This is a genomic window from Arthrobacter sp. MA-N2 (assembly GCF_000517125.1).
Taxonomy (GTDB): domain Bacteria; phylum Actinomycetota; class Actinomycetes; order Actinomycetales; family Micrococcaceae; genus Arthrobacter; species Arthrobacter methylotrophus.
The window spans coordinates 790,530-806,950 of sequence record NZ_KI912155.1 but is presented as its reverse complement, the minus strand read 5'-3'; the positions used below and the strand labels follow the sequence as shown (position 1 = coordinate 806,950).

Below are 16,421 nucleotides of genomic sequence, written 5' to 3'. Positions count from 1 at the left end.
TGGTGGACATGTTAATTCAAGACACAACAGCCAAGAGCAATGCGACAACGGCTGAGCAGAAGGCCTGGGCCATTGCGGCCACGGTCTGCGATCCGGAGATTCCCGTTCTCACCATTGAGGATCTGGGGATCCTCCGCAACGTGGCACTGTTCGACGACGGCGGGCTGGTCCCCGCTGTCCAGGTCACCATCACGCCGACGTACTCGGGCTGCCCTGCGATGGATGCCATCCGCGAAGACCTCAAGACCGTCTTCCACAAAGAGGGCTACCCGAGCGTCTATGTGGAACTGGTCTTGTCTCCGGCCTGGACCACGGACTGGATGACCGAGCACGGCAAGGCCAAGCTGCAGGAGTACGGTATCGCGCCCCCCAGCGGCCACTCAAAGGCCGGCGGCCACGCGGGCAAAGTCCGCCTGAGCCTCGCCGTGAAATGCCCCCAGTGTTCTTCGCTGAACACCAAGGAACTCACCCGTTTTGGTTCCACGTCCTGCAAGGCGCTCTTTGTCTGCCAGGACTGCAAGGAACCGTTCGACTACTTCAAAGTCCTGTAAGGAATCTGACATGCCCGTTGTCCGCCAGACTGCCGCCGAACAAGCGCAGGCCACCGGCCGCCGTCGTGCGTCCTTCCGTTCCCTCAGCGTTTCGGAAGTCCGCCGCCTGACTGAAGACGCCATTGAGGTCACGTTCGATGTTCCTGCTGAGCTCGCCGGCCAGTATGACTACCTTCCCGGCCAGTACGTGGCGCTGCGGACCACGCTTCCGGATGAGAGCGGGGAGCCGCACGAGGTCCGCCGCAGCTACTCCATTTGCGCCGAGCCGCGCAGCTTCGCGGATGGCAGCAGCGAGATCCGCGTGGCCATCAAGAAGGATTTGGGTGGCCTCTTCTCCACGTGGGCGAACGCGGAGCTCAAGGCCGGCGACACGCTGGATGTCATGAGCCCCATGGGCGCGTTCATTTCCAAGCATGGCAAGGACGGAAAGACCGTCCAGCAGAACGTCATGAACTCCATGAACAATCCGCAGGACATGGCAGGGGAGCTCGGCGACGCCGGCTCCTTCGTGGCCATCGCCGCCGGTTCGGGCATCACCCCGGTGATCGCGATCGCCCGCACGCTGCTGGCCGCCAACCCGGAGACGCGCTTCGACCTGATCTATGCCAACAAGGCCGCCATGGACGTCATGTTCCTGGAGGAATTGGCGGACCTGAAGGATAAGTACCCGGCGCGCTTGGCGTTGCACCATGTGTTGTCGCGCGAGCAGCGCATTGCGCCGCTCATGACGGGACGGATCGACGCCGAGAAGCTGCAGCAGCTGCTGGGGACCGCGATCCATGCGCAGGACGTGGACGAATGGTTCCTCTGCGGGCCGTTCGAGTTGGTCCAGCTCTGCCGGGACACCCTGGCTGCCCGCGGCGTGGATCCTGAGCACGTGCGTTTCGAGCTGTTCACCACCGGCCGCCCGGACCGCCCCGAGGGCAACGCCGGCCGGCCCGTCGTAGTGGACGAGTCGCAGGAGACGTTCAAGATCACCTTCAAGCTCGACGGCCTGCAGGGTGAGGTGGCCAGTCCCACGCACGCCCGGGAGTCGATCCTCAACGCTGCTTTGCGTGTCCGCCCGGATGTGCCGTTCGCGTGCGCGGGTGGCGTGTGTGGCACGTGCCGCGCGAAACTCGTCAGCGGGACGGTCAGCATGGACGAGAACTACGCCTTGGAGCAGGATGAGTTGGACAAGGGTTACGTGCTCACTTGCCAGTCCCACCCCACGAGTGAATCCGTCACGGTCGATTTCGACGTCTAAGGAATAAACGAATGATCGAGCTCTCCATCGCCAACGGCATTGCCGAAATTGTCCTCAACGCCCCGGAGAAACTGAATTCGCTGGACGAGGCCGCGCTGGCGGATCTCGCTAAGGCGTACGACGACGCCGCTGCCGCCGCCTCTCGCGGCATGGTGCGGGCGCTGCTCTTGCGCGGAGAGGGCCGCGCCTTTTGCGCGGGACGCGACATTGCGGGTGTGACGCCGGAGAGCGACGACGCGAAGGCTTATCTCAGCGGGCTGGTGGAGCCGCTGTTGAAGAAGATGGCTGCTTTCCCCGCTCCGACGTTCGCGGCTGCGCATGGTGCGTGCCTCGGCGTCGGGCTTGGGCTGTTGCTTGCCACGGACGTGGTGTACGTGGCGGAGAATGCCAAGTTCGGTTCGCCGTTCGCCAAGCTGGGGGCCACCTTGGATTCGGGCGGGCACTGGTACTTCACGGAGCGCCTGGGCATGCACCGGACGCTGGACCTCATTTACACGGCAGACCTGATCAGCGGTGCCGAGGCCGTGGCGCAGGGAATGTTCAGCCGCGTCATGCCTGATGACGCCTTGTTGGAGGCCACGCGGATCATCGTGGAGCGGGTGGCTGCGGGTGCCACGGGCGCGTTCAACGCCAGCAAGGAGCTCGTGGCGCACATCCGTGACCAGCGCCTTGGCTTGTGGGACGCGATGACTGAAGAGAACAACGAACAGGCGCGGCTCTGCAAGACCGAGGATTACGCCGAGGGTTTCCGGGCGTTCCAGGAGAAGCGGGCGCCGGTCTTCAAGGGCTAGTGGCCAGCCGCCGGGACCTCCCGGGACGAACCTTGCTTAGGGGTCTATCCGGCGCACCTCGATGGGCCACAGCCGGGCTTCTCCGAGCTTGCCGGCAATTTCCACGGCGCGGTCGGTGTCCACGCAATCCACGATGTAGTAGCCGGCCACGATTTCCTTGGTCTCGAGGAACGGGCCGTCGGTCACGGTGTGCCCGTTGCCGTTGTTGGTGACGAATTTGGCTTCTTCGCCCAGTTCATGGGCTTCCACGAATTCTCCGGAGGCCCTGAGTTCCTTTTGCAACGAGGTGTGCGCTTGCATAATCTGGTCGATCTCGGATGCGGGGAGCGCGTTCCAGGTCTCAGGGTTGTTGGGGATCATCAGTAGGTGTTTCATTTTTCTCCTTAGTTTCTGCGAGCGTTTCTGCGAGTCGTTTGCTGAGGTAGCGGCGTTCCACCTCGGAGGGTGCGAGTTCCCGGGCCCGCCGGTATTCGTGGCTGGCTTCTGTTTTTCTTCCGAGCCGCCGCAGGAGGTCGGCTTTGGCGGCCGGTAGGAGGTAGTACCCCTCGAGCGTGCGTGTTTGCTCCAGTTGCTCGATGAGGGCAAGCCCTGCCTCCGGTCCTTGGGACATGGCGACGGCGACTGCACGGTTGAGTTCGATGACCGGCGACGGCGATATCCGGGCCAGGGTGTCATACAGTGCCGCCACCCGGGCGAAGTCTGTGGTGTTCGAGGTGCGGGCGGTCATATGGCAGGCCGCGATGGCGGCCTGGACACGGTAGCTGCCGGGCTGGATACGGTGTGAGGTGCCGCATCGCTCGGCAGTTGCGAGGAGCGTGGTGGCTTCCGTGATCGCCGCGCTGTCCCATAGTCCGCGGTTCTGGTCTTCGAGGGTCACCAAGTCTCCTGCCGCGTCTGTTCGGGTGTTTCGCCGGGCGTGGTGGAACAGCATGAGCGCCAAGAGACCCATTGCCTCTGGTTCTTGCGGGGAACGGTCCAGCAAGGTGACCAGCAGGCGGGTGAGGCGGATGGCTTCCCGGACCAGGGGTTCGCGGATCAAGGAGTCGCCTCCGGTGGCCGAGTAGCCTTCGTTGAACATGAGGTAGAGCACGGCCAGGATTCCGCCGGTGCGTTCGGAGATCAGCTCCGGGGGCGGCACGCGGTAGGGGATGCCGGCGTCGAGTATTTTGACGCGGGCCCGGACGAGCCTTTTCGACATGGTGGCTTCCGAGACGAGGAATGCGCGGGCAATCTCGCTTACCGTCAGCCCCGCAACGGTGCGTAGGGTCAGCGCTACCCGGGCTTCCAAGGGGAGGGCCGGGTGACAGCAGGTGTGAATCAGCCGCAAGCGGTCGTCGTCGGCCGCTGGATTGCTGATCCCCTCTTCTGCGAGCCCTTCGAGCTCAGTGAGAATCGCGAGTTCGCGGACGGCCCGCTTTTCGCTGGCGGCGCTCCGCAAGCGGTCGATCGCCTTGTTCTTGGCCACGGTGGTCAGCCACGCCCCGGGGTTCCGCGGAATGCCGCGCTCGGGCCAGTCCGCCAGGGCGCGGGCGAACGCATCTTGGACGCAATCCTCGGCCAGGCTCCAATCGCCGGTGACCCGGATGAGGGTCGCGGTGATTCTGGCAGTTTCGTCTGTGGACGCGGCCGCGACGGCGGTCTGCACGTCAGTCAGCTCTGGCGCCATGCCACCCTCCTCGGTCGGCAGTACCCGCCACGCCTCGGATCGCTACTCGCCGAGGGGCCACACGGGGCGGATCTCGATTTTGCCGAATCGTGCCATGGGGTGTTTGGATGCCACTTCGATAGCTTCGTCGAGGTCGGCGCACTTGATGATGTCGTAGCCGGCGATCCATTCCTTTGTCTCGGCGAACGGTCCGTCCGAGACGATCACTTCGCCCCCGCGCACCGTGACGGTGGTTGCGTCCGAGACGGGGCGCAGCCGGTCACCGTGAAGGGCGACGCCGCGCGATTCCATCTCGGCTCCCCATTCGGCGATGTTGTCCTCTGCGGCCACGTATTTCGGGGCTGTGGGATCGGTGCAGATGAAAAGCATGTACTCCATTGTTGGCTCCTTCTTGTGGGTTGTTACATCACTACGACGGGCGGGATAGCGCGGAAAGGACAGGTGGGAGGAATTTTCTTGAGGGCCCGACGGCGGAGGGTTGCCTTAGGCGGTCGACTGAGGGGTGGGGGAGGGCTGCTGATTCCGTGCCCGGTGGATGCGGTATTCGCGCCCGGTGATCCACACGATGAAAATGTCGAAGGCCGTCAGGAGGATGAGACCCCAGGAGAAGACCACGAGGATCCGGTAGGCCTGGTAAATGATGAAGACGAGCAGGAAGGCGATCATCCAAGGGTAGGCCCAGAGCTTGTCCTTCAGGACGGCCCACACCAGGACGATTTTGACCAGGCCGTGGAGCAGCAGGTAGATGGCTCCGAACAGTGTGGCTGAGCCGGAGAGGTTCGAAGTCACGTGAAGCAGGCTGTTCGCCACGAAGTCGTGCGGGTCTTGGGCGAGTTCGTGCTGCGTGAGGAAGCGGGCCAGGTCTCCGATTTGTTGGGGAGTGACCAACAGAAGGAGAATGCCGCCGATCAACTCCAGAACGCCGTCCAGGCCCTTGAGGATGAGGCTGACGCGAAATGTCCTGTCGAGCGCGGTGGTTCCTGATGAATTCGTTCCCATGACGCCTCCCTTCAGTAACCAAACTTACAAGCCCATTAAGGGAGTGCTAAATCTACGCCCGCGGGTATATGGAACACATTAAGATCCAGGCGGCCACTCAGCTGGGTGATCTGATGAAAGAGAGGAATCCATAGCCATCCGGGCCGTGGACCGGTCCGCCACAGGAGATGAACTCACCATGAAGCGTATTGCCTTCGCTAACGGAACGGCAGCTGATGCCAAGGCCTTGCTTGCGCGTCCCGAGGACTACGTAGTGGTCGATGACATCGGTGACTTCACCTACTACCCGTCAGAGTCAGCGATGCTCGAGGACGTGGAATACGTTGACGAAGCCGCCTGCGTCCTTGACCGGGCCGGCAACGACTGCCGCTTGACTCTGGATGCGGACCGCAAGCTGTGCCTGGGCCCCTCGTTTGGGCCGGTGGAATTCAGTTGGCTCCGCCAGGCATGGATGAACAACCGGCACCGGAACGCGCAGGCCCATCGCTTGCAGCGCCTCTTGCCGGTAGACCGGGAAGCGCTTGTGGCCGAACTGTTTGAAACGCTTTTCCTCGAACACGCCGGCACGGAGACAGGGACCCCTTGGGCGGTAGATGTAGTCGGCGAAAAATCACAGCCGGCAACACTCCGGGAGGTCGACAGTTTCCTCGCGGAACTGGATCACCTGGAACACGCCACCGTACGCGACCCCTTCGGTCATCTCTACCGCCCAGTCCGCCACGCAACCCATCGTTTCCTCGCCCCGGCCGCGGGCACCATCTACTACGTCGAAATCCCGGCTGGCTGAGAGGCCCCTCGGTTATGCTCGGCGGATGAGCGAAAATACGCCGCGGCTCGCGGGTTACCTGGACAAGCAACTGCCCGGACTCTATCAAGCCCTCTCTGGTTACGCGGAGCAAGTCACTGCGGAAGCGGATCGGACTGGTATCCCGCGCCGCACGCTGGAGTTGGTGAACTACCGGGCGTCGCAGATCAACGGCTGTGCCTTTTGCCTAGACCTGCACCATCGCCGCGCCATCAGCTATGGCGAGACCGAGCAGCGGCTCGCGTTGGTGCCGGTGTACGGCGAGGTGACGCTCTTCAGTGAGGCCGAAAAGGTGGCGCTTGAGTTGGCCGAACAGATTACACGCATGAGCAGTGGGCGTCCCACGGCCGAGCTGTTTTCCCGTGCTCGTCAGGTCTATACGGAGGAGCAGATCAGCGTGCTGTGCATGGCATGCATCGGCATCAACGCCTTCAATCGCCTCTCGATCCTGAGCGAGCACCCGGTGCGGAAAGCGCGGAGCTAGCGACTTCCTGGCCGGTTGCGTCGAAATTTTGCCTCGAGGATTCGTCGATTAGTAAATCCGTTCGTAAAATCTGCCGTATGACTATGGGGAAATCAGTTCGCAAAGCAGTTATTCCGGCTGCCGGGTTGGGCACGCGTTTCTTGCCTGCCACCAAGGCGATGCCGAAGGAAATGTTGCCGGTGGTTGATGTGCCGGCCATCCAGTATGTGGTTGAGGAGGCCGTGAATGCGGGCCTCAGCGACTTGCTGATGATCACCGGGCGCAACAAGCGTTCCTTGGAAGACCACTTTGACCGGGCACCTGCGCTGGAGCGTACCTTGGAGCTGAAGGGCGACGTCGCACGCTTGGCCGCCGTGCAGCATGCTTCCGGGCTCGGACCCATCCACTTCGTGCGCCAGGGTGAGCCGAAGGGCTTGGGCCATGCGGTGCTGTGCGCTAGGCAGCACGTGGGCGACGAACCTTTTGCCGTGCTGTTGGGCGACGATCTTATTGATGCGCGGGACCAGCTCCTAACTACGATGATCGATGTGCAGGCGAAGACCGGCGGCTCGGTGATTGCCCTCATTGAGGTGGAGCCGTCGCAGATCAGTGCGTATGGCTGCGCTGACATCACGGTCATTGAGGGGGAGGACTACGTCCGGGTCAACAGCTTGGTGGAGAAGCCTTCGGTTGAGGAAGCGCCATCAAATTTGGCTGTCATCGGACGCTATGTCCTGCATCCGGCTGTGTTCGATGTCCTTGAAGAGACCGGCCCAGGTCGCGGTGGGGAGATTCAGCTGACCGACGCACTCCAGACCCTTGCGAAGGGTGATGGCGAAGGAGCCGGCGTGTACGGAGTCGTCTTCCGTGGACGTCGCTACGATACCGGGGACAAGCTCAGCTATTTGAAGGCCGTCATCACGCTGGCGTCCGAGCGGCCCGAGTTCGGCGAAGACCTGAAGGCTTGGATGAAGGAATTCCTCGGTTAGTTTCGCCCGACCGTGGGCGAGCTAGGACTCTTGCATGGTTAGCCGTGCGTAGCGGAGAATCCTGAGGAGCGCCGGAGCCAGCTCGTCTTCCATCCGCAGATATGCCTCGGCGCCTTGATTGTAGGGGTCCGCGATGTCGTTGTCCGCCGGCGTGGCTGCCAGGACCAGGTGGCGCACGGATGATGCGCGTGCGGGTAGTTCCCGCCACTGCTGGATGTAGCCGGAGCCCGACGGCGCTGCGTCGCCTCGTTCTTCCAGTGCAGTCAGCATCCGCGCGAACTCACGGATGGTGAATGTCCGTTTCAACAGGGACGCGTCCATCTGCAGAACTTCCCCGCGGTGGTTTGATGCCATGGTGAGCACCAGGTCGGCCTCCCTGAGGATCGTCTGGGCGAGCTGCCGGGCGGCAAAGTCATCGGGTGTGCCGCCGTAGGTGCGGATGATGTCCGCGGACAGTGGTTGGATGGGGCTGCCCACCATAGCCCTGATGCCGGCGCTGCGGACTTCGAAACCGCCGGGGAGAACTTGATTTAGACCTGCCTGAAGCAAGCGCTCGGCGACGGGGGAGCGGCAGATGTTGCCGGTGCAGACGGTGAGGATCCGAACGGCTTGGGGCGATTCCAAAGGTATAGCTCTTTCACTAGCTGGCAGGCGCGCGTGACACCTGTGTTTTACAAGTTAACACGGCAAGAGTGATGGCTCGTGCAATGCTGGGTGGCGCAGGGGCTGCCGTTTCAACGGGGTCGAATGCATCAGCCCGATTCCGAATCCCACTGTGTTCATCAGGATGTCCTGCACGCTTGAAGACCGATGTGGCAGAAACAGCAGCTGGCTTAGCTCTAGGACGCCTGATGCAGCTGCCCCGAGCGCCAAGAGCTGTCACCAGCGCTTGCCTGGAAAGGTAAACGCAATAAGGAAGCGTGCTGGCGCAAAGAGGAATACGTTGGCAGAGGTCTCGACGAATCCGTAGCTGAACCACTCCGGGATACCGTTTTGGTGGAGAAATCCAGAAGACAAGCCAGGCTGCCTGCTGCTGGCTTGTCCACAGGAGTTGGCCAAAAAGCGATGAATGCAAGGGCAACAAAGTGGAGCAAGAGCATCCAGCAGAGGAGTCCAAAGGAACGCAATTTCACGTGTTTCGCATCAAGGCGAAAGCCGCAACGCCGAAAGAGGTCAGGGCCAAGACTATCAGGAACAGAATCGGCCATGCCGGCCTCGGGATTTCCGGAATCGCGGGCCATTCCATTCTGAGGCTCAGCCTCTTACGTCGTCGCCAATGTCTCCCCATGGTCATAAAGTACTGTACACATAAGAAGGAGGGGTTGTTACCGGACTACCGTTAACAACCCCTCCTTTTGTATGACCTTTAGGCTGCAGCTACGGTTTCATTCTTTGCGCGGCGGCGAACCACCAGAACGGAAGTGGTGCCAGCAACGAGTGCGCCAGCGCCGACCAGGCCCCACAGAATGAGGCTGGAATCGACGCCGGTGTTGGCCAGACCGGTGCCACCGGTGTTTGCCAGGGTTGCACCGCCGGTGTTAGCGAGGCCCGCCGCGGTTGGGATCGCATCTACTATCTCAGTGACGGTGTGGCCGGAAGTAGCACCGACCGCGGTCAGCTGGTAGGTGCCGACCTGGGCCAGTGAGACGTCGGTGGAGAAAGCACCGGAGCCGTTGGCAACAGTGGTGATTGTGGTAGGTGCCAGGTGAAGGGCGCCGGGTACGGCCATGGCGATGCCATTGCTCGTGCCGGGTGCCGCAGCGCCCTGGGGGGCAGCAGTAAAGGTAATGGTGATGATGATCGTTTCGCCGGGCGTGAAGCCAGTTCCGGAGAATACGATGGTGCCGCCTACAATTATCGTTGCCCTGGAAATAGTGCCCTGCGGAGGGGGTGCCGGGTAGTCAACGGCCATTGCTGGACCAGACGCGGCAAGTGCGATGGTGCCCGCGAGCGCGAGCGCTGACAGAGTTTTCTTCAATTTGTCCCCCTGAGACCTTGGTACGTACTTGAGACCTGCTACGTAGTTCTTTGTGATGAAAGAGATTCCATCCACCACGAACACGTGAACTGAAATCCGAGTCCTACCCCAGACCGAAGCTACCATCCTGTGGGTGCATACTGCAAAGTAAATCCAAACCCGTTACAAAGGATTAATCCCCCGTCTATCTGTCCGGACCGCAGCTTTCCGATTGAGTCGGGAGTATTACGCGGTCCACGGATTGGATGGTCGGGGTCACCACTACCTCGGGCTGGCTGTTCTGGACGATCTTTCCAAAAGTAAATTCCACGGTACTGCTTTGTCCAGGCGCCAGCCGGACAGAGAGGGCGCCGACGGGTCGCTCGTCGTGGCGCTGCGCGCCAAACGGGACGTTTTTCCCATCCTGAGTGGCTGTTTCGACGTAGGCTTGGGCGGGGCCGTAGGCGATCACATTGCTTTGCGCGGTACCTGCCGGCACTCCATAGGATCCCCCACCGGTAACGTACGCCGGCAATGAGGTTGCCGCATCTGCGGGAGCGGTGTTCGTGCTGGTGATCCGAACCTTGACGGTCCCATAACCGCCGGGAGCAGTGCACTGCTGGATGAGCTGAACAGTGCGGTTCACGTAGTAGTCCATTTTGGCGCCCGTGCCGTCATTGAAGTAGGCGCCAAACTGGGCTGCAGGCACGCTAGGGCCGGAAATTGAGCCGCTGAGCGTGTACTTCGCGAGAGTTGTCTGTTCAGCCGTATCCGCTGACCAGAGCAGAACCCGGTGCTCTTCCACGCCTTTCCCGACGCCGGCAAGCAGGCTTTTCGCATTGCCCTTGCCCGAGGTGAAAGCGCCAAAGATCTCCCTCGCCACAGCAGCGAAATAGACGTCCTGCTGTTTTGGATCCTTGATTTGGGCGTAGACATCCGAAAGCAGCGTTTTCACCACGTTCTTTCCGGAGAGCTGAGTCGGCAGTTTCCCGGAGTTCAGCGCCTGTACCTGTGGATCTTGAAGCGTGACTGGTCCCGTGGCGTCCAGTATGTAGCCGAGGGCCACCGGGTCGATCGAGACCACACCGTCGAGCTTTTCGCCCTTCTTCTGTTCCCACATCGTTAGCGCCGTGACTGCGGACGTGGGGAAATCCGGGGTGAAGTTGACATCTTGCATGAAAGTGCCCATGCGGGAGCTGTAGATGCGCTCCTGTTCGGCGTCTACGGATACCGCTGGATTGAAGGCTCCGAGTTCGGTAGCGCTGCTTTCAGTAGAAAGGCTGAGCTTGCCTTTGTCCGCGGTAAGGACCACCAGGGCGCCCGGGATCCCTCCGGTGGCTCTGGCCTCGGCGTTGTTCTGTACGAGCAGCAGGTAGTGCCGCGGCTTGTCCGAGCCCAACATGGCCGGGGCGAGGCCCGCAGCGTCAGACGCCGTGTCGAGCTCGTCTCCCACGGAACTAAGTTGTTGCCGCGCCTGTGTCAAGGGTCCCGCAATCTGGGGGAGCAAGCTGCCAGCATCGATCGCGTTGAGGCGTTCGGCTGAAGAGCGCACAACGTTTGCGGCGGAGGCCACTGCAGGTGCGGCTTTCTGGATTGGATTCAAGTCAGTGCCGTTGCCGCTGGGCACTAACTTGTCCCAGTTGAGGGAGTCGTACACCTTTACCAAGGGGGCCACGCCAAGCGTGGCTACGTCGTCCGCTGAGCGGGCTATTTCGGTCGTGGCGGAGAAATTCGCGCCCAGCCATGGCATGGCAGCAGCTAAGGACCAGAGTGGATCCGAGGCCGCTTCGCGGGCAGATGCGGTGTGGTCCCTCAGCTCGTCGGCAACCTCGGTGGCATCTGCGGGCCGGTTCTGGAGGATGCTCTCTTTGAGTTTGGGCACCAGCTGTGTGGATGACCAAAGCTCTGCCTTGATCGTGGAGGCCTTGGCACTGAGCCAAAGGACGGCGGCTCCGCCGAGGACCAGAACGGCTACGAGGCATATTCCGGCGGTCAAGACGCGACGACGCCGCTTACTTGGGACCGTCTGTCCGCCACCCTGGAGCATCCCGGACTCCTCCGGGATGCTCTCCTCACGTTCGGTGTCAGTCACGTCTATGGCCTTCCAAGTCCGCGGAACTGCCATCCGGCGGCGCGCCATTTGGCGGCATCCAAGACGTTTCGTCCGTCCAGGACTCGGAGTTCGGCGACCGCGCCGCCTACTTCATAGGGGTCGAGCTCTTTGTACAGCCGCCATTCGGTGAGCAGGAGTAAGGCATCGGCGCCCGCAATGGCCGCATCCAAGTCGGCCTCGTACTGCAACTCAGGGAATCGCTTGGCAGCGTTCCCCAGGGCTTTCGGATCCGTGACCGTCACGACGGCACCTTGGAGCTGGAGCTGGGCGGCGATGCTAAGTGCCGGCGAGTCCCGTACGTCGTCGCTTTCGGGCTTGAAAGCGGCGCCGAGTACCGTGATGCGTTGACCCAGTAGGCTCCCTCCGCAAAGTTCTCTTGTGAGCTCCACAACCCTGGTCCTTCGGCGCATGTTGATGGAGTCCACTTCCCTCAAGAAGGTGAGGGCTTGGTCGGCTCCGAGTTCGCCGGCCCTGGCCATGAAGGCCCGGATGTCCTTCGGGAGACATCCTCCGCCAAAGCCGATGCCTGCGTTGAGGAACTTGCGGCCAATCCTGTCGTCCATTCCGATGGCATCGGCCAGCCGGGTGACGTCCGCCCCTGCTGCTTCACAGACCTCAGCCATGGCGTTGATGAACGAGATCTTAGTGGCCAGGAACGAATTGGCGGCCGCCTTGACTAGCTCGGCTGTCGGGTGGTCGGTGACTAAACGTGGAGTGCCGTCGGCGAGTGGGGAGGCATAGACCTCATCCAACACCGAAACGGCTGCGTGATCTTCCGAGCCGTCTGCAACGCCATAGACTAAGCGGTCAGGTGAAAGAGTGTCGGTGACGGCATGGCCTTCGCGGAGGAATTCGGGGTTCCACACAAGGTGAGCCTCTGGCTGATGCTCGGACAAGATGTCAGCCAAGCGGGCGGCAGTCCCCACTGGAACAGTCGACTTGCCCACCACAACGTCGCCAGGCCCTACATGGGGGAGCAACGTCTCCATTGCCGCGTCCACGTACCGTAGGTCAGCGCCGTTTTCGCCTTTCTTCTGGGGTGTTCCCACGCAGATGAAGTGGACGCTGCTTCCGGCGGCCGCGGACATGTCAGAGGTGAAGGACAGACGCCCCGTCTCTTGGACGTTCTTGAGCAGTTCTTCCAAACCTGGCTCGAAGAACGGGGCCCGAGCGGCGGAGAGCGAACTGATCTTCCGCTCATCCACATCGATGCCAACCACCTCGTGGCCAAGCTTGGCCATACAGGCGGCGTGTACGGCACCGAGGTAGCCGCAGCCGATGACTGAAATGCGCATTGTATTGCCTTCCCCCAGAGGGTTATATTCTGCGTCAGAGCTGATCAATAAGCGCCGTGGCCGCCGAGGACGGCCCTAGCGGTACGAAGCAAGATGATGAGGTCCCCAGCTAGAGACCAGTTTTCCACGTAATAGAGATCCAACCGGACCGAGTCCTGCCAGGAAAGATTAGATCGTCCGCTGACCTGCCAAAGCCCGGTCACCCCTGGTTTGACCAGAAGTCGCCGACGCACATCCTGTTCGTAAGCCTCGACTTCTTTGGGCAACGGAGGACGTGGGCCGACCAAACTCATGGAACCAAGAAAAACATTGAATAGCTGAGGAAGCTCATCCATGCTGTACTTACGGAGAACGCCGCCCACACGAGTGATGCGAGGATCGTTCCTCACCTTGAAAAGCAGCCCGCTTCCCTCATTTCTGTGAGCGAGCTCGGTGAGTCTCGCCTCTGCATCCACTACCATGGAGCGGAACTTGAGCATCCTGAAGTGAGCGCCTTCAAACCCCACGCGTTCTTGTCTGAAGAGGACGGGACCAGGACTGTCGAGTTTCACCATTAGGGCCAGGATCATCAACAGCGGGGAAAACAAGACGATGAGGCCAGCCGAGGCGGCGACGTCGAAGAGTCGTTTGGCGACACGCTGACCCGCTTCAAGGGTTGGAGTCGTGACGTGAATGAGAGGAAGCCCGGCAACTTGTTGCGTGTGGATGCGCGGTCCTGCGACGTCGGTGAGGGCCGGGGCGAGAATGAGCCCAACGTTACGGTCGGCCAATTCCCAGCCGAGCTGACGGAGCGTTCTCGGACTTAGATGAACGCCTGCAGTGATGGCCACTGCGTCAGCATCGCATCGATCGATCGCGTCAAGGATTGTCTGTGTTTGTGGCGTGTGGCCAAGCAGAGGAAGCCCTGAGCCTGCCAGTTCGTTCGAGGAAGATGGGTCACCCGGCGTATATGCGGCAACAGGCATGTAGCCGGCGTGCTTCTCGCGCACCAGGTTTTCCGCCAGGTGGACGATTCCGCTAGGACCTCCCAGAAGCATGAGACGGGACATACGCCGGCCCTTTTGCCGGTGAACACTCAAATGCTGTCGTAAGAGCCAGCGACCCAGCAGGAGTCCGGTGAGGCCAGCGGGCAGGGCGATCCCGACGTATCCGCGGGCAGTATCCAGGCGGAATACGTAGGAGAAAATCGCAACAAACCCGAACAGCCAAAGAGAGGCGGCGGCTACGCGTTTGTACTCGTCAGGTCCGGACCCGAGAATTCGACTTTGCCTCGTGTTCCATGCTTCCAGCATAAGCCACCATGTGATGGCCAAGATTATAGACAACCAAACATAGCTCGAGTCTTGCCCAGAAACGGTAAAGCTCGAGTCCAAGCCGAACCGGATGCTGTAGGCACCCGCCAGCGCCCAAACGATGACAAAGGCGTCAACTATTCGAAGGGTACGTGAAGTACGTGATCTCCAATTTGCCTCTTGACTCAAAGAGTCCCCCATTTCCATGTGACCGCCGCTTGGACTTCTTAGTTACGGATCTCAGCCATATTCGCCCGGTACCAGTCAACCGTGGCCTTGATTCCTTCTTTCAAGTCAATGGAAGCAGACCACCCGGCTCTTGAAAGCTTGGAAACATCCAGCAGTTTTCGTGGCGTGCCATCCGGCTTGGAAGTGTCCCACTCGATAGCGCCTGAGAAACCGACAGCTTCTGCTACTATCTCGGCCAGTTCCTTGATGGTTACATCTGCCCCGGCGCCGACATTTACTTGTTCAGGACCGTCGTAGTTCTCCAATAGATGGAAGCAGGCCGCAGCCATGTCGTCTACGTGAAGGAATTCCCGCCGCGGTGAGCCGGTGCCCCAGTTGGTGACTACAGGAGTACCGGATTTAGCCGCTTCGTCGTAGCGACGAATCAGGGCGGGCAATACGTGTGAACCTTCGGGCGAAAAGTTGTCGCCGGGTCCATAGAGGTTGGTGGGCATGGCCGATATCCACGGGAGCCCGTATTGCCGGCGGACTGCCTGTACCTGCATGATGCCTGCGATTTTCGCGATTGCGTAGGCATCATTGGTGGGTTCAAGGTGGCCTGTGAGCAGCGAGTCCTCACGGATTGGTTGCTCTGCGAACTTTGGATAGATGCAGGACGACCCCAAGAAGAGGAGACGTTCGACACCGTGCTCGCGAGCCGCGTCGAGAACATTCACCTGGATCCGCAGATTGTCGCTGAGGAAGTCCACGGGATACGTGTTATTTGCAAGAATCCCGCCTACCTTCGCGGCAGCCAGCACCACGTAACGGGGCTTGCTCGTGGCAAAGAACTCGAAGACCGCATTCCGGTCCTTAAGATCCAGTTCGGTGGAAGACTTGCCCACAAGCTGGGCGAAGCCTTCGTTTTCCAAGTTGCGCCAAATTGCGGAGCCCACCAAGCCACGGTGTCCGGCTACATAAAATCTTGAGTTGCGGTCGAGTCTGCCAGGCGTGTATGAGACGGACTCAGACATCAGTTTTTCCAACTATCGAGATCTACGCCATCGATCCAGTGGTTGCCGGCGTGCTTTAGGGCCTCTATGTCAGCATCCACCATGATTCGGGCAAGCTCCGGCGTGTGTACGGTTGCTTTCCAGCCGAGTTTTTCCTGCGCCTTCGAGGCATCGCCTACAAGTGCGTCGACTTCTGTAGGACGCAGATAGCGCTCGTCAAACCGCACGTGGTCTTCCCAGTTCAGTCCTGCATGCTCGAACGAGATCTCCAGGAAGTCTCGAACGGTGTAGTTACCACCAGTTGCGAGGACGAAGTCCTCCGGTTCATCGGCCTGAAGCATGCGCCACATACCTTCAACGTATTCGGCCGCGTATCCCCAATCCCGCACGGCGTCTAGATTGCCCATATAGAGCAGATCTTGTTTGCCGGCCTTGATGGCGGCAACTGCGCGCGTAATCTTGCGGGTGACGAATGTCTCGCCACGACGTGGGGATTCATGGTTGAACAAGATTCCGTTCACCGCGAACATGCCGTAGGCCTCGCGGTAGTTCTTCGTGACCCAGTAGCTGTACACCTTGGCGGCCCCGTAAGGGGAGCGCGGGTAGAACGGCGTGTCTTCGTTTTGCGGGGGAGGAGTAGCACCGAACATTTCGGACGAAGAAGCCTGATAATACTTTGTCGCGATGCCCGACATGCGAACTGCCTCGAGGAGCCGGATGGAACCAACTCCGGTCGTGTCGCCGGTGTGCTCGGGCTCGTCGAACGACACCCGAACATGCGACTGGGCCCCGAGGTTGTAAACCTCGTCCGGCTGGATTTCCGCTAGCAACGTGACGAGTCTCGCGCCATCGCTCAAGTCGCCGTAGTGGAGCAAGAGCTTTGCGTTGGGTTCGTGGGGATCGACGTAGAGGTGGTCGATCCTTGAAGTATTGAACGTCGATGCCCGGCGGATAAGTCCATGAACCTCATAGCCCTTACTCAGTAAGAGTTCTGCTAGGTAAGAGCCGTCCTGCCCGGTGATGCCGGTGATGAACGCGCGCTTGGTCATTCTTGCCCCCATGAATTGCAATAA

General features: G+C 60.8%; 18 protein-coding genes. 6 read left to right on the top strand and 12 right to left on the bottom strand.

What is annotated here, in order from left to right:
* The first annotated feature begins 8 nt into the window (after window positions 1-8).
* From paaD to A3M3_RS0104195, 3 genes are read left to right on the top strand one after another with little or no spacing between them, the layout of a single operon-like run.
* Entirely contained in the window at window positions 9-551 is a 543-nt protein-coding gene (gene paaD, locus A3M3_RS0104205) for a 1,2-phenylacetyl-CoA epoxidase subunit PaaD (protein ID WP_028265289.1), read from the top strand.
* Between the two features lie 10 nt (window positions 552-561).
* Complete coding sequence (gene paaE, locus A3M3_RS0104200) at window positions 562-1,797, top strand: 1,2-phenylacetyl-CoA epoxidase subunit PaaE (RefSeq protein WP_028265288.1); 1,236 nt, start codon at window positions 562-564, stop codon at window positions 1,795-1,797.
* Window positions 1,798-1,808: 11 nt separating this feature from the next.
* Window positions 1,809-2,588, top strand: coding sequence for an enoyl-CoA hydratase/isomerase family protein (locus A3M3_RS0104195; RefSeq protein WP_028265287.1), 780 nt, complete (start codon window positions 1,809-1,811; stop codon window positions 2,586-2,588).
* A 36-nt stretch (window positions 2,589-2,624) separates the two neighbouring features.
* On the opposite strand, the gene A3M3_RS0104190 is transcribed toward A3M3_RS0104195, so the two are convergent.
* The 4 genes from A3M3_RS0104190 to A3M3_RS23725 form a co-directional block, all read right to left on the bottom strand.
* On the bottom strand, window positions 2,625-2,963 hold the full coding sequence (locus tag A3M3_RS0104190) for a YciI family protein (RefSeq protein WP_028265286.1): 339 nt from the start codon (window positions 2,961-2,963) through the stop codon (window positions 2,625-2,627).
* Window positions 2,929-4,254 (bottom strand): RNA polymerase sigma factor, encoded by a 1,326-nt coding sequence (locus A3M3_RS23730; protein WP_051422922.1) that lies wholly within the window; start codon window positions 4,252-4,254, stop codon window positions 2,929-2,931. Before A3M3_RS23730 ends, A3M3_RS0104190 begins: the two co-directional genes overlap by 35 nt.
* Before the next feature lie 42 nt (window positions 4,255-4,296).
* Window positions 4,297-4,632, bottom strand: a complete 336-nt coding sequence (locus A3M3_RS0104180) for a YciI family protein (RefSeq protein ID WP_028265285.1) — start codon at window positions 4,630-4,632, stop codon at window positions 4,297-4,299.
* A 105-nt stretch (window positions 4,633-4,737) separates the two neighbouring features.
* Window positions 4,738-5,253: a DUF2127 domain-containing protein gene (locus A3M3_RS23725; protein WP_051422921.1), complete on the bottom strand. Its 516-nt coding sequence runs from the start codon at window positions 5,251-5,253 to the stop codon at window positions 4,738-4,740.
* A 178-nt stretch (window positions 5,254-5,431) separates the two neighbouring features.
* Between A3M3_RS23725 and A3M3_RS0104170 the strand changes: the two genes are divergently transcribed.
* The 3 genes from A3M3_RS0104170 (at window position 5,432) to galU (ending at window position 7,510) form a co-directional block, all read left to right on the top strand.
* Complete coding sequence (locus A3M3_RS0104170) at window positions 5,432-6,040, top strand: hypothetical protein (protein ID WP_155854281.1); 609 nt, start codon at window positions 5,432-5,434, stop codon at window positions 6,038-6,040.
* A gap of 25 nt (window positions 6,041-6,065) precedes the next feature.
* Window positions 6,066-6,542, top strand: a complete 477-nt coding sequence (locus A3M3_RS0104165) for a carboxymuconolactone decarboxylase family protein (protein WP_028265283.1) — start codon at window positions 6,066-6,068, stop codon at window positions 6,540-6,542.
* A 77-nt stretch (window positions 6,543-6,619) separates the two neighbouring features.
* Entirely contained in the window at window positions 6,620-7,510 is an 891-nt protein-coding gene (gene galU, locus A3M3_RS0104160) for a UTP--glucose-1-phosphate uridylyltransferase GalU (RefSeq protein ID WP_028265282.1), read from the top strand.
* Between the two features lie 21 nt (window positions 7,511-7,531).
* On the opposite strand, the gene A3M3_RS0104155 is transcribed toward galU, so the two are convergent.
* The 8 genes from A3M3_RS0104155 to gmd all read right to left on the bottom strand — a co-directional run bounded on the left by A3M3_RS0104155 (window position 7,532) and on the right by gmd (window position 16,397).
* Window positions 7,532-8,134 (bottom strand): arsenate reductase/protein-tyrosine-phosphatase family protein, encoded by a 603-nt coding sequence (locus A3M3_RS0104155; RefSeq protein WP_028265281.1) that lies wholly within the window; start codon window positions 8,132-8,134, stop codon window positions 7,532-7,534.
* A 54-nt stretch (window positions 8,135-8,188) separates the two neighbouring features.
* Complete coding sequence (locus A3M3_RS29445) at window positions 8,189-8,383, bottom strand: VanZ family protein (RefSeq protein WP_155854280.1); 195 nt, start codon at window positions 8,381-8,383, stop codon at window positions 8,189-8,191.
* 493 nt (window positions 8,384-8,876) lie between these two features.
* Window positions 8,877-9,488, bottom strand: coding sequence for an LPXTG cell wall anchor domain-containing protein (locus A3M3_RS0104145; protein ID WP_028265279.1), 612 nt, complete (start codon window positions 9,486-9,488; stop codon window positions 8,877-8,879).
* A 184-nt stretch (window positions 9,489-9,672) separates the two neighbouring features.
* The gene (locus A3M3_RS26835; protein ID WP_231497180.1) at window positions 9,673-11,559 is read right to left on the bottom strand and encodes a DUF4012 domain-containing protein; all 1,887 of its coding nucleotides are present in this window, start codon (window positions 11,557-11,559) and stop codon (window positions 9,673-9,675) included.
* A 2-nt stretch (window positions 11,560-11,561) separates the two neighbouring features.
* Entirely contained in the window at window positions 11,562-12,875 is a 1,314-nt protein-coding gene (locus tag A3M3_RS0104135) for a UDP-glucose dehydrogenase family protein (protein ID WP_028265277.1), read from the bottom strand.
* Window positions 12,876-12,919: 44 nt separating this feature from the next.
* Complete coding sequence (locus A3M3_RS0104130) at window positions 12,920-14,368, bottom strand: sugar transferase (RefSeq protein WP_028265276.1); 1,449 nt, start codon at window positions 14,366-14,368, stop codon at window positions 12,920-12,922.
* A gap of 26 nt (window positions 14,369-14,394) precedes the next feature.
* Window positions 14,395-15,369, bottom strand: coding sequence for a GDP-L-fucose synthase family protein (locus A3M3_RS0104125; protein ID WP_028265275.1), 975 nt, complete (start codon window positions 15,367-15,369; stop codon window positions 14,395-14,397).
* On the bottom strand, window positions 15,369-16,397 hold the full coding sequence (gene gmd, locus A3M3_RS0104120; RefSeq protein ID WP_028265274.1) for a GDP-mannose 4,6-dehydratase: 1,029 nt from the start codon (window positions 16,395-16,397) through the stop codon (window positions 15,369-15,371). The genes A3M3_RS0104125 and gmd overlap by 1 nt, the downstream gene beginning before the upstream one ends.
* Window positions 16,398-16,421: the final 24 nt, after the last annotated feature.